Raw genomic sequence first — 13,510 nt, 5'->3', positions numbered from 1 at the left:
AACTCCTGGTTGAAGTGATGGAGACGGAGAGGGAATCACCGGGCGGTGAATGGGGTGAACTGCGCTGCCTCTTCCAGGACCTGGCCCGCGTCCAGCAGCAGATCCTCGCGAAAGCGCCAAGCCAGCAGTTGCACGCCGATGGGCACGCCACCTGCCATCCCGGTGGGCACCGAGAGGCCTGGCAGGCCCAGCGCGGCGGTCGCCAGCAGCGGACTCTGGGCGTCGATCAACGCGCGCGCCTGTTCCAGCGTGCCGGCGTCTTCGTCTTGCGGGCACGGGCGTTGCCATGACACCGGCATCAGCACCAGCGGATGGGATTGCAGAAAGACGGACCAGCTGCGAACCAGCGCCTGGCGCCGCGCCAGTGCATCCAGAAAGCCGTCGCGATCGGTTTCGGCCATGCCGGCCAGCAGGTTGCGTTGACTTCGCTGCATGATCTCGTCGCCGTGGTCTTCAACGCCGGCGATGATGTTGCGGCGACTGTCGTCGACCGTCAGCGTGCGCCACAAGGCGGCGGCTTCGGCGAAGAAGGGCAATTCGGCTTCCTGCACGTCATAGCCCGCTTGCTGCAGCCAGCGTGCGGCGTCGTTCAGTGCCTGGGTCACGGCCGGGTCCACGGGGAAGCCGGGGGAACTTCTGAAGAGCGCCACGCGAATCGGACCCGCAGGCCGCGGCAGCTCGAGCGGCACCGGCACCCAGTTGGGGTCGCGAGGGTCGTGGCGTGCCATCGCCTCATAACCCAGGCGCAGGTCGGCGAGGTTGCGCGCCAGCGGCCCTTGTACCGACATCAGCTGTGGCGTGATGCCGCGCTCGGCGGTTGCACTCGGGTTGTAGGCCGGCACTCGGCCGATCGTGGGGCGCAGGCCGAGCACACCGCAGGCATAGGCCGGGTAGCGGATGGAGCCGCCGATGTCGTTGCCGTGCGCCAATGCGCCCATGCCGCTGGCCACTGCGGCAGCGGCGCCGCCGCTGGAGCCGCCGGGCGAGATGGCCGCATCCCAGGGATTCAGCGTGCGCCCATGAAGGCCGTTGTCGGTGAACCAGCGCGACGAGTAGGTGGCCGTGTTGCTGCGCCCGACGACGATGGCACCGGCGTTGCGCCAGTGCGCCACCAGCGGCGCATCCTCGCGTGCGATGTGCTCGCGCAGCGGGATCGCGCCGTTGGTGGTCGCATGGTGGGCCTGGTCCACATTGATCTTGATGCTGACCGGCACGCCGTGCAGCGGGCCCAGTTCATCGCCACGCAGCGTGAGCCGGTCGGCGGCATCGGCGCTGGCCAGCGCTTCATCGGCCAGCACTTCGGCCAGGGCGTTGATCTGCGGGTTGAGTTGCTCGATGCGCGCCAGCACGCTGGTCGTCACTTCGCGACAGGACAGGTCGCGCCGACGCACGGCAGCGGCAATATCGACGGCACTCAGTTGCCACAGCGCTTGTTGCTGATTCATGTAGGGACTCCAGAAAATTCAGGCAAAGGAAACCCGGCACCCCGGCTCGACCGGGGTGAAGGAAGGTGTTGGAAGTGAGGCGGCGGCAGCGGGTGATCCGCGCCGCGATCGCGCCTAGCCGCTCGGGTTCATCAGCAGACTGCCGCGGTCGACCCGGGACTCGGCTTCGAGGGCCAGCGCTTCGGCATGCTCCATGTGCAGCCGCATGATCTCGCGCGCCCGCGAGGCGTCGCGGGCGCGCAGTGCATCCAGCAAGTCGGTGTGGCTGTGCAGGATTTCCTCGTCGAAGCGGTCGAACTCCGGAAGCGCATGGCGCACGATGATCACTCGCCGGATGACGTCGTTGAGCAGGCGGCAGACGAGTCCCAGAAAGGGGCTGCTGCAGGCGTCGATCAGCCGGTCATGGAATCGCAGGTCGGCCTCGCGGCGCTCGTTCCAGTCTTCGCTGCCGCCATGCGCCGGGTGGCTGTGGCCGATCAGGGCCTCGAGCTCGGCCAGGTCGGCCTCGCTCAGGCGCGTGGCCACGTTGGCGGCCAATTCGGGCTCGACCACGCGGCGCAACGCGTACAGCATGGTGATGTCGACGGGCTGGAAGTAGAGGAAGTTGGACACCGCCTCCAGGCACTGTTCGTAGGAGGTCTGCGTGAGCGTGGCGCCGCCGTTCGGTCCGGTGCTGAGGGCCACCAGCCCCTGCACCTGCAGCGCGGCCAGCGCTTCGCGCACTGTGCCTCGCGAAACGCCCATCTGTTCGATCAGCTCTTTCTCTTGGGGCAGCCTGCTGCCCACCTGTTGCTGCGTCTGGACGATCCAGCGCTTGATGCCGTGGACCACTTGGTCGGAGCGTTTGACGCGCTTGGCGCGCGGCAGGGGAGGCTTGGGTTGGGGTGGCATGTGCGTTTGGTGTTTATGATCATAAATATCATCAATTCGTGAAATCCTGTCAAGCGGGTTTGACCGCATGAACGCAAGCAGGGGAGGCTGCCGCCGGCGGAGGACGCCATCCATTGGCGTCTGGTACTGCCTTCACCCACCCGAGCACCTATCAAAGTGCGTGTGACCTTGTGACACGTCGCGACCGCGCCGGAGAGGAGCTTTGCTGTAGCAATCCGTCGAGGACGCACCATGCTGCGATGCGATGCGATGCGATGCGATGCGATGCGATGTGGCATTTCTTTTCGCGCCCAGTGGTCACACTGGCCGCCGCGAACTCTGTGAAGGTGCATGTCCTGCCAGCTGAAATCGGACGCTCTGTTTGGTCGTGTAGCGCTCGCTGGTCAGAACGGTTTCGCCATTGCCGCCTTTGAGGTTGAACATTGAACTGCGCGCCGCTGCGCTTAGGTCGAAATGTGCTGGCAAATCTGTCGAAGTTGATTGCCTAGCCGGATGGCCGCCGACCGGAAGCCACCTCAGAAAGTGCCCGTCGGTGAACCGGTCCTGCTCGGGCTACCATCTCACGAACCCTCGTTGGTTCCGGGCCGGCAGTGAATTCAAAACCGTTCTTGCTGCGGGCTCGTGTCAGCCGTCCTCTTCGGCCAAAGAAGGGTCGGCGCGCAGCGTCAGGCCTCTCAGTTAACCATGCCAACCACCTTCGACACGAACCTGCTCGGCGCGTTGCCTGACGGTCATCCCGTCACCGAATACACGCTCGACAACGGCTCCGGGCTGCGTCTGAGCGCCATTAACCTGGGAGGGATCGTCACATCCCTGGAAGTGCCCGATCGCAGCGGTGCCAGCGCGAACGTGGTCCTGGGCTTGCCCACGCTGGACGACTACATCGCGCGCAACCCCCACTTCGGTACCATCGTGGGGCGCTGCGCCAACCGGATCGCGAACGGCCGGTTCACGCTCGATGGCGAAGAGTTCCAGTTGCCGCTCAACGACGGGCCGAACACCTTGCACGGCGGCATTGCTGGTTTCGGCGCGCGCTGGTGGGCCATCTCTCCGCTCGATACCGGCGTGCCGGGCGAGACCGCGCTCACCTTGCGCTACACGAGCGACGATGGTGAGGAAGGTTACCCGGGTCGGCTGGACGTGGAGGTGCGCTACACGCTCGACGCCGAATGCTGGCGCATCGACTACAGCGCCCGCACCGACCGTGCCACGGTGCTGAACCTGAGCCACCACGACTACTTCAACCTCGCGGGTCACGGCTCGGCGCTCGACCATGTGCTGACGTTGCCAGCCTCGCGCTATACGCCGGTCGATGCCATGCTGATTCCGACCGGCGTCGCCGAGGTTGCAGGCACGCCGTTCGACTTTCGCACGCCCACGCGCATCAGCGAGCGCATCCGTATGCCGCACCCCCAGCTCGTGCGCGCCCGCGGCTACGACCACAACTGGGTGCTCGATCGCCCTGCCGACGGTCTGGCGCTGGCGGCCCGGCTCGAGCACGAGGGCTCTGGCCGCGTGATGGAAGTCTTCTCGACCGAGCCCGGCGTGCAGTTCTACTCGGGCAACTTCCTCGACGGCACCCTGGTCGGGCGCTCGGGCGAAGTGGTGCGTCAGGGCGACGCACTCTGCCTGGAGACCCAGCATTTCCCGGATTCGCCGAATCGGCCGGAGTTTCCGTCGATCGTGCTGCGGCCGGGCGAACTGTTCCGCAGTTCGACGGTGCACCGCTTCAGCGTGCGCTGAGGCGGCCCGCCCGGGCGCCGTCGTTCCAGGCTTTTTAGCCGCCGAAGCGGTGCGCGGGCAGGCCGGGGCTGTCGATCCGTACCGCGAACAGCCCGCCCGCCAGCGGCTCGGCCGCGCGCCGATCCGCACTCAGCCCGCTGCAGGCGCTGGTGATGAACAGCGTCTGGAAGTCGTAGCCGCCGAAGGCGCAGTTCGTGATGTGCGAGGTCGGCAACGCGATGCGGCAGAGTTCGTCACCGCTCGACGGGTCGTGGCAGCTTACGCAGGCGCCGCCCCAGTGCGCGATCCAGAGGCGGCCGGCGGCATCGGTCGTCATGCCGTCCGGCAGGCCGTCGCCAGGCCCGAAGCGAATCCACTCGCGGCGCTGGGAGAGCGTGCCCGCGGCAGGGTCGAAGTCGTAGGCCAGCACGCGGCCACGCACGGTGTCGTTGAAGTAGAGCGTGTGGCCATCGGCCGACCAGGTCGGTCCGTTGGTCACGGCAAAGCCATGGTCGTGGCGGGTGCAGCGGCCGTCCGAGTCGAGGCGGTAGAGCGCACCGGTCGGTGACTCGCAGGCGAAATCCATCGTGCCGCCCCAGAAGCGCCCCTGGGCGTCGCACTTACCGTCGTTGAAGCGGTTGCCGGGCCGGTCCGGCTCCGGCTGATGGAGGTAGTGCGGCGCCTGCGCGGGCCCTGCGGGATCGAAGAGCGCGAAGCCGCGGTGCAGCGTGACCAGCAGCCCGGGCGCGTCTGCGCGTTCGGCGAGCGCCGAGACGGCCTCTTCGAACTGCCAGCTCCGGCGCAGGCCTTCTGCGGGGTGCCAGCGGTGCAGCCGATGCGCCAGGATGTCGACCCAGTAGAGCGCCTGCTCACGGGGCGACCACAGCGCGCCCTCGCCGAGCGTGGCGCCGGCGGACCAGACGCATTCGGGCGCGCCGAGTGCGCGCGGCGGGATCGAGGCAGGGGCAGCGGGTGCGGTCATGGACGACTCCGTCGAATGCGGCGCCACGGAGAGTCCGGGGGCCTTGACGCGCCGGATCGTATCAGGGCATATTGATATGAGAAATAGAAAATATCTAATTATTTGATATCTCTTTTGCAATGACAAGATTCGACGTGGAGACCTCCTTGAGCACCAACCCTTCCCCTCTTTCCAAAAACGCCCACTTCCCCAGCTTGCATGGTCGTACGGTCTTTGTGACCGGCGGCGGCAGCGGCATCGGGGCGGCCATGGTGTCGGCCTTTGCTGCGCAGGGTGCGCGGGTCGCATTCATCGACATCGCCGAAGAGGCGAGCCGCGCGCTGGCGCAACGCATCGCCGGCGACGGGCACCCAGCGCCCTGGTGGCGCCGCTGCGACGTGCGGGACATCGACGCGCTGCAGGTCGCCATCGCCGACGCGGCGGCCGCGCTGGGCGACTTCTCGGTACTGGTGAACAACGTGGCGAGCGACGACCGCCATACATTGGAATCGATCACGCCGAGCTACTACGACGAGCGCATGGCGATCAACGAGCGGCCCGCACTGTTTGCGATCCAGGCGGTGGTGCCGGGCATGAAGCGCCTCGGCCGCGGGTCGGTGATCAACCTGGGCTCGACGGGCTGGCAGGGCAAGGGCGCGGGCTATCCCTGCTATGCGATCGCCAAGTCGTCGGTAAACGGCCTGACGCGGGGGCTCGCGGTCGACCTGGGCCGCGATCGCATCCGCATCAACACGGTGTCGCCGGGATGGGTGATGACCGAGCGCCAAGTGCGGCTCTGGCTCGACGAGGAGGGAGAGAAGGCGCTCCAGCGCAACCAGTGCCTGCCGGACAAGCTCATGCCGGAAGACATCGCGCGCATGGTGCTGTTCCTCGCATCGGACGATGCGGCCATGTGCACGGCGCAGGAGTTCACGGTGGACGCGGGCTGGATCTGAGCGCCCGGGCGGGCGCTGAGTCCGCGAGGTCCAGCTTGCGGTTGTAGACCGACAGGCTGGCCACCTTGAGCGCCTTCATCATCACCTTCGCCGCAGGCGACAGCAGGCGGTCGGTGCGCGTGATGATCCCGAAATTGTCCATATGGCAGGGCATCTCCAGCGGCAGCAAGGCCACGATGCCGTGTGCAGCGTAGTAGCGGGCGACGTCGGCCGCGAGCACCGCGATCATGTCGCTTCGCTGCAGCATGCTGGTGAGGAACAGTAGCGCTGCGGTCTCGACGGTGTTGACGGGCGGCGCCAAACCGTCCTCCTGGAACATCAGCTCGAAGCGGTGGCGCAGCACGCTGCCCGCTGGCGGCACGATCCAGCTGGCGTCGACCACATCCGGCAGCGCGAGGTCCGCAGTGCCCAGCAGGGGATGGCCTGGCCGCACGACGGCACAGACCAGTTCCTGAGTCAGGGCCTCGTAGCGCAAACGTGACTTGTCGTGCTCTTCGAACAGGCGCGCTACAAGAATGTCGAGCTTGCCCTGTTCCAGCCGCTCGAGAAGCACCGGGCTTGTTTCGATTTCGAGCGACACACGCAGATTTGGCTGCTCCCGCTTGACTGCTGCCACCGCAGGCGGCAGCAACGCGAGGCCTGGTGAGGTGATCGCGCCCACGCACACCTGGCCAAAGCTTCCGGCCTTCAAGGCCTGCAATTCCTCGTGCGCCTGATTCAGGCTGCCCAGTGCGATGCGCGCGTGCCGGATCATGGTCTCGCCGTACCAGGTCGGACGCATGCCGCGCGGCAGCCGCTCGAACAGCGGCACTTCCAGCACGTCCTCGAGATCCTTGAGCAACTTGGAGGCAGCCGGCTGCGTCATGTTGAGCACCTGCGCGGCCCGGTGGATGTTCCCTTCTTCCGCCAGCGTGACCAGCAGCAGCAGTTGCCGGGTCTTGAGTCGCGCACGAAGAAACCAGTGGATGGAGGTGGTCATGGGGTTTTCCAGAATTCGGCTATCGATATCTATTTTATTCAAAAGATGATTGGATTGATATCAAAATCATTTCTAGACTGGCGGCCGGTTAGAGACCTCACTACAGCGGCCCTCCAAAGGGCAGCAAGTCAACGCTTTCATCGACAACAAAAGGAGACTCCCATGACCATCCAACGTCGCGCCCTCACCGGTGCCCTGGCGGCTGCAACGCTTGCGGGCCTGCTGCCCGCCCGCGTGCTGGCGCAGAAGAAATTCGTCCTCGGTTTCGCCCAGGTCGGCGCCGAGAGCGAATGGCGCACCGCCAACACCGAGTCGATCAAGTCAGCCGCGAAGGACGCCGGCATCGAACTCAAGTTCTCCGATGCCCAGCAGAAGCAGGAAAACCAGATCAAGGCCATCCGCTCCTACATCGCTCAGAAGGTCGACGTGATCGCGTTTTCGCCGGTGGTCGAGTCGGGCTGGGAGACGGTGCTGCGCGAAGCCAAGGCCGCCCAGATTCCGGTGGTGCTGACCGACCGCGCAGTCGATACCAAGGACGACACGCTCTACGTGACCTTCATGGGCTCGGACTTCGTCGAGGAAGGCCGCAAGGCCGGACGCTGGCTGGTCGACAAGATGAAAGACCAAAAGGGCGACGTGAACATCGTCGAGTTGCAGGGCACGGTGGGCTCGGCGCCGGCCATCGACCGCAAGAAGGGCTTCGAAGAAATCATCAAGGCCGATCCGAAATTCAAGATCGTTCGATCCCAGACCGGCGACTTCACGCGTGCCAAGGGCAAGGAGGTGATGGAAGCCTTCCTCAAGGCCGAGGGCAAGAAGATCAACGTTCTGTTCGCGCACAACGACGACATGGCGATCGGCGCAATCCAGGCCATCGAAGAGGCCGGACTCAAGCCGGCCAAAGACATCACCATCATCTCGATCGACGGCGTCAAGGGCGCATTCGAGGCCATGATGGCCGGCAAGCTCAACGTCACCGTCGAATGCAGCCCGCTGCTCGGCCCGCAGCTCATGAGCGCGGTGAAGGACATCAAGGCCAACAAGCCGATGCCCAAACGCATCGTGACGGAGGAGTCGATCTTTCCGATGGAAGTGGCCGCGGCCGAGTTCCCGAAGCGCAAGTACTGAGCCCAGGAGCCCCACCATGAAGCGCAACTTCCTCCGCACCCTGCTCGCCCTTGCCGTCACCGGCGTTCTGGCCATCGCCCAGCTTGCCCAGGCCCAGGACAAGGGCCCGATCGCCATCTCGATGCCTACCAAGTCTTCCGCCCGCTGGATCGCCGACGGCGCCAACATGGTCAAGTACTTCCAGGAAAAGGGCTACAAGACTGACCTGCAGTACGCCGACGACGACATCCCGAACCAGCTCGCGCAGATCGAGAACATGGTGACCAAGGGCTCGAAGGTGCTGGTGATCGCGGCCATCGACGGCACCACGCTGTCCGACGTGCTGCAGAAAGCGGCCGACAAGGGTGTGAAGGTCATCGCCTACGACCGGCTGATCAAGGGCTCGAAGAACGTCGACTACTACGCCACCTTTGACAACTTCCAGGTCGGCGTGCTGCAGGCCAGCTACATCGAGAAGGCGCTCGACCTGAAGGCCGGCAAGGGTCCGTTCAACATCGAACTCTTCGGCGGCTCGCCGGACGACAACAACGCCTTCTTCTTCTACAACGGCGCGATGTCGGTGCTCAAGCCCTACATCGACAGCGGCAAGCTGGTGGTGCGCAGCAAGCAGATGGGCATGGACAAGGTCTCGACGTTGCGCTGGGACGGCGCGGTGGCGCAGGCCCGCATGGACAATCTGCTGTCGGCCTACTACACCAAGGACCATGTCGACGCGGTGCTGTCGCCTTACGACGGCCTTTCGATCGGCATCATCTCCTCGCTCAAGGGCGTGGGCTACGGCACGCCGAAGCTGCCGATGCCGGTGGTGACCGGGCAGGACGCCGAGGTGCAGTCGGTCAAGTCGATCCTGAAGAAGGAGCAGACGGCCACGGTGTTCAAGGACACGCGCGAGCTGGCCAAGGTCACGGTGGCGATGGTCGACGCCATGCTGGCCGGCAAGACGCCCGAGGTGAACGACACCAAGACCTACAACAACGGCGTGAAGGTCGTGCCCTCCTACCTGCTCAAGCCGGTGAGCGTCGACCTCGGCAACTGGAAGCAGACGTTGGTCGACAGCGGCTACTACAAGGAAAGCCAGGTCAAGTGAATCAGGTCGCGGACATCATTTTGGAGATGCGCGGCATCACCAAGACATTTCCCGGCGTGAAGGCGCTGAGCAATGTCCGGCTGGCCGTGCGCGCGGGCGAGATCCATGCGGTGGTCGGCGAGAACGGCGCGGGCAAGTCGACGCTGATGAAGGTGCTCAGCGGCGTCTATCCCTGCGACAGCTACGAGGGCGAGATCCACTTCGAGGGCGAGCTGCGACGCTTCCGCGGCATCGCCGACAGCGAGAAGCTGGGCATCATCATCATCCATCAGGAGCTCGCACTGGTGCCGCTGCTCTCGATCACCGAGAACATCTTCCTCGGCAACGAGATCGTGCGAGGTGGCGTGATCGACTGGTTCGCCTCGTATGCGAAGACGCGCGAGCTGCTGGCCAAGGTCGGCCTGAACGAGACGCCCACCACGCTGGTGACCGACCTCGGCGTCGGCAAGCAGCAGCTGGTGGAAATCGCCAAGGCGCTGTCCAAGCACGTGAAGCTTCTGATCCTTGACGAGCCGACCGCCAGCCTCAACGAACGCGACAGCGATGCGCTGCTGATGTTGCTGCTCGAACTCAAGCGTCAGGGCATCGCGTCGATCCTGATCTCGCACAAGCTCAACGAGATCGCCAAGGTGGCCGACGCCATCACCGTCCTGCGCGACGGCGAGACCGTCGAGACCATGGACTGCCGAACGCAGCCGATCAGCGAGGATCGCATCATCCGCGGCATGGTCGGCCGCGACATGGAACACCGTTATCCACAGCGTCATCCAGTCATCGGCGAGACCGTGTTCGAGGTGCGCGGCTGGTACGTGCACCATGCGCTGCATGCCGAGCGCGAGATGATCAAGGGCGTGAACCTGAACGTGCGCCGCGGCGAGATCGTCGGCATCGCCGGCCTCATGGGCGCGGGGCGCACAGAGTTCGCGATGAGCGTGTTCGGCAAGTCCTACGGCCAGCGCATCAGCGGCTCGGTGTTCATGCACGGCCAACCAGTGGACGTGGGCACGGTGCGCAAGGCCATCGACCACGGCATCGCGTACGTCACCGAAGACCGCAAGGGACTGGGGCTGGTGCTCGAGGAAGACATCCGCAAGAACATCAGCTTGGCCAACCTGACCGCTGTGGCCGACAAATTGGTGATCGACACCGGTCGCGAATTCAGTATCGCCAACGACTACCGCAAGGCGCTCAACATCCGCTGCTCGGGCGTCGAGCAACCGGTGGTCAATCTGTCGGGCGGCAACCAGCAGAAGGTGGTACTGAGCAAGTGGCTCTTCACCCAACCCGAACTGCTGATCCTCGACGAGCCCACGCGCGGCATCGACGTCGGTGCCAAGTACGAGATCTACACCATCATCGACCGGCTCGCGAGCGAGGGCAAAGGCATTCTGATGATCTCTTCGGAACTGCCGGAACTGCTCGGCATGTGCGACCGCATCTACGTGATGAACGAGGGGCGCTTCGTCGCCGAATTCGGGGCGGCCGAGGCCTCGCAGGAACGCATCATGCACGCCATCGTGAGCGCGGGGAGTTCGGTTCATGTCGCAGCCTGACGTCGACGCAGTGATGTCCGCCGTTCCCCTGGCCAATGCGCCGAAGCTGCATGCCGGCTTCCTGAAGAACAACCTGCGTGAGTACGGCATGCTGATCTCGCTGGTCGCGATCATGGTGCTGTTCCAGGTGCTGACCGACGGCACATTGCTACGCCCATTGAACCTCACCAACCTTCTACTGCAGAACAGCTACGTGGTCATCATGGCGCTGGGCATGCTGCTGGTGATCGTGGCGGGGCACATCGACCTGTCGGTGGGCTCGGTGTGCGGCTTTATCGGCGCACTGGCGGCGGTGCTGATGGTGGAGTACGAGTGGCACTTCGTACCCACTGCCATCGTGAGCATCCTGACCGGTGCGGCGATCGGTGCGGCGCAGGGCTGGTTCGTGGCGTTTCGCAAGATCCCGTCGTTCATCGTCACGCTCGCGGGCATGCTGGTGTTCAAGGGACTCACGCTGGCGCTGCTGGTAGGCCAATCGGTCGGGCCGTTCCCGGTGGAGTTCCAGCGGCTAAGTTCCGGCTTCATTCCCGATCCGCTGGGCGGTGAAACCCTGCACACCACATCGCTGGTCGTCGGCGCGCTGGCCGCCGTGGCACTGGTGTTCTTCAAGCTGCGCGGGCGCGCCAAGCTGAAGGCGCACGGCATGGAGCAGGAGCCCTACGCTTTCTTCCTGGTGAAGAACCTGTTCTTCGCGGCCATCATTCTTTTCTTCAGCTACCTGCTGTCGACCTACAAGGGGCTGCCCAACGTGCTGATCGTGATGGCGGCGCTGATCGTGATGTACGACTTCGTCACCAACCGCACGACCATCGGCCGGCGCATCTACGCGCTGGGCGGCAACGAGAAGGCGGCGCGGCTGTCGGGCGTGAAGACACAACGGCTCGCGTTTCTCACGTTCGTGAACATGGGCGCGCTCGCGGCGCTGGCGGGCCTGGTATTCGCTGCACGGCTCAACACTGCCACGCCCAAGGCCGGCCTGGGCTTCGAGCTCGACGTGATTGCGGCCTGCTTCATAGGCGGCGCCTCGGCCTCGGGCGGCGTCGGCAAGGTGATGGGCGCGGTGATCGGCGCCTTCATCATGGGCGTGATGAACAACGGCATGTCGATCCTCGGCATCGGCATCGACTACCAGCAGGTGATCAAAGGCCTGGTGCTGCTAGCCGCGGTGTTCATCGACGTCTACAACAAGAACAAGTGACGATGGACCCGGTCGCCGCCAAGCCCGTGCTGGAACTCGCGGGCATCCACAAGTCCTTCACAGGCATCCCGGTGCTGCGCGACGTGCAGTTGCGGCTCTACCCCGGCGAGATCCATGCGCTGATGGGCCAGAACGGCGCGGGCAAGTCGACGCTGATCAAGGTGCTGACCGGCGTCCTTGGCTCCAGCGGCGGCGAGATGCGGCTGGACGGCCAGGCGATCCGCCCCGGCACGCCGCTGGCGGCGCAGCAGCTCGGCATCAGCACGGTCTACCAGGAGGTCAACCTCTGCCCCAACCTCTCGGTGGCGGAGAACGTGTTCGCCGGACGTTACCTACGCTGCGGCCTGGCGCAGGGCTACCGCATCGATTGGGCCGCGGTGAACCGCCAGGCCGGTGAACTGCTCACGCGCATCGGTCTGGACATCGACGTCACGCGGCTGCTCTCCAGCTACCCGGTGGCGGTGCAGCAGCTGGTCGCGATCGCGCGCGCGCTGGGCGTGTCGGCCAAGGTGCTGATCCTCGACGAGCCGACCTCCAGCCTGGACGATGAAGAAGTGAACAAGCTGTTCGAGGTGCTGCGCCGGCTGCGCGCCGAAGGCCTGGCCATCGTCTTCGTCACGCACTTCCTGAACCAGGTCTACGCGGTGTCGGACCGCATCACCGTGCTGCGCAACGGCCAGTGGGTCGGCGAATGGCGCGCGAGCGAACTCGAGCCGCAGGCCCTGATCGCCGCGATGCTGGGACGCGAACTCGCGGCGCAGTCGGCTCGGCCCGCCGTGCCGCCGGCCTTCGACGACACGGCCGCCGCGCTGCTGCAGACCGAGGGCTTGGCGCAGGCCGGCCAGCTGCAGCCGCTGGACCTGCGGGTGCGCGCGGGCGAGATCGTCGGCCTGGCCGGCCTGCTCGGCGCCGGCCGGACTGAACTCGCGCGCCTGCTCTTCGGCATGGAGACGCCGGACCGCGGCGTGCTGCGCATCGACGGGCAGGCCGTGAGCTTCGCCGACCCGGCCGATGCGATCCGCCGCGGCCTCGCGCTGTGTCCCGAAGAGCGCAAGACCGACGGGATCGTGGCCGAGCTGTCGGTGCGCGAGAACATCGCGCTCGCGCTGCAGGCGCGTCTGGGCACGAAACGCTTCCTGTCGCATGCCGAACAGACAGCGCTGGCCGAGCGCTTCGTCGCGGCGCTGGGCATCAAGACCGCAAGCATTGAGACGCCGATCGGCCTGCTCTCCGGCGGCAACCAGCAAAAGGCCATGATCGCGCGCTGGCTCGCCACCGAGCCGCGCCTCCTGATCCTCGACGAGCCCACGCGCGGCATCGACGTGGCGGCGAAGCAGGAAATCATGGAGCAGATCTTGCGGCTGGCCCAGGCGGGCATGGCGGTGATCTTCATCTCGTCGGAGATGAGCGAAGTGGTGCGTGTAGCGCATCGCATCGTGGTGCTGCGCGACCGGAAGAAGGTGGGCGAGCTGCCGGGTGGCAGCACCGAAGACGAGGTCTACGAATTGATTGCTGCGACAACATGACTCTCCCCCAAGCTTCGCGCACCGGTTCCGCGGCGTCTCCCGCACAGAGAACGGGGCCGTGCTG

12 protein-coding genes are annotated in these 13,510 nt (G+C 65.5%); 7 read left to right on the top strand and 5 right to left on the bottom strand.

Annotation, left to right across the window (positions count from 1 at the left end; all coding sequences use genetic code 11):
- Positions 1-35: 35 nt before the first annotated feature.
- The 3 genes from AC1D2O_RS03275 to AC1D2O_RS03265 all read right to left on the bottom strand — a co-directional run bounded on the left by AC1D2O_RS03275 (position 36) and on the right by AC1D2O_RS03265 (position 2,759).
- Positions 36-1,445, bottom strand: a complete 1,410-nt coding sequence (locus tag AC1D2O_RS03275) for an amidase family protein (protein WP_478156162.1) — start codon at positions 1,443-1,445, stop codon at positions 36-38.
- A gap of 114 nt (positions 1,446-1,559) precedes the next feature.
- Entirely contained in the window at positions 1,560-2,336 is a 777-nt protein-coding gene (locus AC1D2O_RS03270) for a FadR/GntR family transcriptional regulator (RefSeq protein WP_478156160.1), read from the bottom strand.
- Between the two features lie 297 nt (positions 2,337-2,633).
- Positions 2,634-2,759, bottom strand: a complete 126-nt coding sequence (locus AC1D2O_RS03265; RefSeq protein WP_478093421.1) for a YegP family protein — start codon at positions 2,757-2,759, stop codon at positions 2,634-2,636.
- A 261-nt stretch (positions 2,760-3,020) separates the two neighbouring features.
- Between AC1D2O_RS03265 and AC1D2O_RS03260 the strand changes: the two genes are divergently transcribed.
- The gene (locus AC1D2O_RS03260; protein WP_478093427.1) at positions 3,021-4,079 is read left to right on the top strand and encodes an aldose epimerase family protein; all 1,059 of its coding nucleotides are present in this window, start codon (positions 3,021-3,023) and stop codon (positions 4,077-4,079) included.
- Between the two features lie 34 nt (positions 4,080-4,113).
- Here the strand turns inward: AC1D2O_RS03260 and AC1D2O_RS03255 are convergent, their stop codons facing one another.
- Positions 4,114-5,040, bottom strand: a complete 927-nt coding sequence (locus AC1D2O_RS03255; protein ID WP_478093419.1) for an SMP-30/gluconolactonase/LRE family protein — start codon at positions 5,038-5,040, stop codon at positions 4,114-4,116.
- A 119-nt stretch (positions 5,041-5,159) separates the two neighbouring features.
- Here AC1D2O_RS03255 and AC1D2O_RS03250 point away from each other — a divergent pair, with 119 nt between their 5' ends.
- On the top strand, positions 5,160-5,975 hold the full coding sequence (locus tag AC1D2O_RS03250; protein ID WP_478093417.1) for an SDR family NAD(P)-dependent oxidoreductase: 816 nt from the start codon (positions 5,160-5,162) through the stop codon (positions 5,973-5,975).
- On the opposite strand, the gene AC1D2O_RS03245 is transcribed toward AC1D2O_RS03250, so the two are convergent.
- Entirely contained in the window at positions 5,950-6,954 is a 1,005-nt protein-coding gene (locus tag AC1D2O_RS03245; RefSeq protein WP_478093425.1) for a LysR family transcriptional regulator, read from the bottom strand. The genes AC1D2O_RS03250 and AC1D2O_RS03245 overlap by 26 nt on opposite strands.
- A 162-nt stretch (positions 6,955-7,116) precedes the next feature.
- Here AC1D2O_RS03245 and AC1D2O_RS03240 point away from each other — a divergent pair, with 162 nt between their 5' ends.
- Genes AC1D2O_RS03240 through AC1D2O_RS03220 form a run of 5 tightly spaced genes read left to right on the top strand, consistent with a single transcriptional unit; the run spans position 7,117 to position 13,446 of the window.
- Positions 7,117-8,082, top strand: coding sequence for an ABC transporter substrate-binding protein (locus AC1D2O_RS03240; RefSeq protein ID WP_478085505.1), 966 nt, complete (start codon positions 7,117-7,119; stop codon positions 8,080-8,082).
- A 16-nt stretch (positions 8,083-8,098) separates the two neighbouring features.
- Entirely contained in the window at positions 8,099-9,169 is a 1,071-nt protein-coding gene (gene chvE, locus AC1D2O_RS03235) for a multiple monosaccharide ABC transporter substrate-binding protein (RefSeq protein WP_478156158.1), read from the top strand.
- 26 nt (positions 9,170-9,195) lie between these two features.
- On the top strand, positions 9,196-10,722 hold the full coding sequence (mmsA, locus tag AC1D2O_RS03230) for a multiple monosaccharide ABC transporter ATP-binding protein (RefSeq protein ID WP_478085508.1): 1,527 nt from the start codon (positions 9,196-9,198) through the stop codon (positions 10,720-10,722).
- Positions 10,709-11,920, top strand: coding sequence for a multiple monosaccharide ABC transporter permease (gene mmsB, locus AC1D2O_RS03225; protein WP_478085502.1), 1,212 nt, complete (start codon positions 10,709-10,711; stop codon positions 11,918-11,920). The genes mmsA and mmsB overlap by 14 nt, the downstream gene beginning before the upstream one ends.
- Positions 11,921-11,922: 2 nt before the next feature.
- A complete protein-coding gene (locus AC1D2O_RS03220; RefSeq protein WP_478085500.1) occupies positions 11,923-13,446 on the top strand; it encodes a sugar ABC transporter ATP-binding protein in 1,524 nt (507 codons plus the stop codon).
- The last annotated feature ends 64 nt before the right edge of the window (positions 13,447-13,510 follow it).

Source organism: Variovorax sp. P1_G12 (genome assembly GCF_056405555.1).
This window is presented reverse-complemented; position numbering and strand designations above follow the sequence as displayed.

Coding starts and splice junctions, on each gene's coding strand:
- AC1D2O_RS03260 (WP_478093427.1), top strand. CDS start 3,021: ATGCCAACCACCTTCGACACGAACCTGCTCGGCGCGTTGCCTGACGGT.
- AC1D2O_RS03245 (WP_478093425.1), bottom strand. CDS start 6,954: ATGACCACCTCCATCCACTGGTTTCTTCGTGCGCGACTCAAGACCCGG.
- mmsB (WP_478085502.1), top strand. CDS start 10,709: ATGTCGCAGCCTGACGTCGACGCAGTGATGTCCGCCGTTCCCCTGGCC.
- AC1D2O_RS03240 (WP_478085505.1), top strand. CDS start 7,117: ATGACCATCCAACGTCGCGCCCTCACCGGTGCCCTGGCGGCTGCAACG.
- AC1D2O_RS03255 (WP_478093419.1), bottom strand. CDS start 5,040: ATGACCGCACCCGCTGCCCCTGCCTCGATCCCGCCGCGCGCACTCGGC.
- AC1D2O_RS03220 (WP_478085500.1), top strand. CDS start 11,923: ATGGACCCGGTCGCCGCCAAGCCCGTGCTGGAACTCGCGGGCATCCAC.
- AC1D2O_RS03265 (WP_478093421.1), bottom strand. CDS start 2,759: ATGTTCAACCTCAAAGGCGGCAATGGCGAAACCGTTCTGACCAGCGAG.
- AC1D2O_RS03270 (WP_478156160.1), bottom strand. CDS start 2,336: ATGCCACCCCAACCCAAGCCTCCCCTGCCGCGCGCCAAGCGCGTCAAA.
- AC1D2O_RS03275 (WP_478156162.1), bottom strand. CDS start 1,445: ATGAATCAGCAACAAGCGCTGTGGCAACTGAGTGCCGTCGATATTGCC.
- AC1D2O_RS03250 (WP_478093417.1), top strand. CDS start 5,160: ATGACAAGATTCGACGTGGAGACCTCCTTGAGCACCAACCCTTCCCCT.
- chvE (WP_478156158.1), top strand. CDS start 8,099: ATGAAGCGCAACTTCCTCCGCACCCTGCTCGCCCTTGCCGTCACCGGC.
- mmsA (WP_478085508.1), top strand. CDS start 9,196: ATGCGCGGCATCACCAAGACATTTCCCGGCGTGAAGGCGCTGAGCAAT.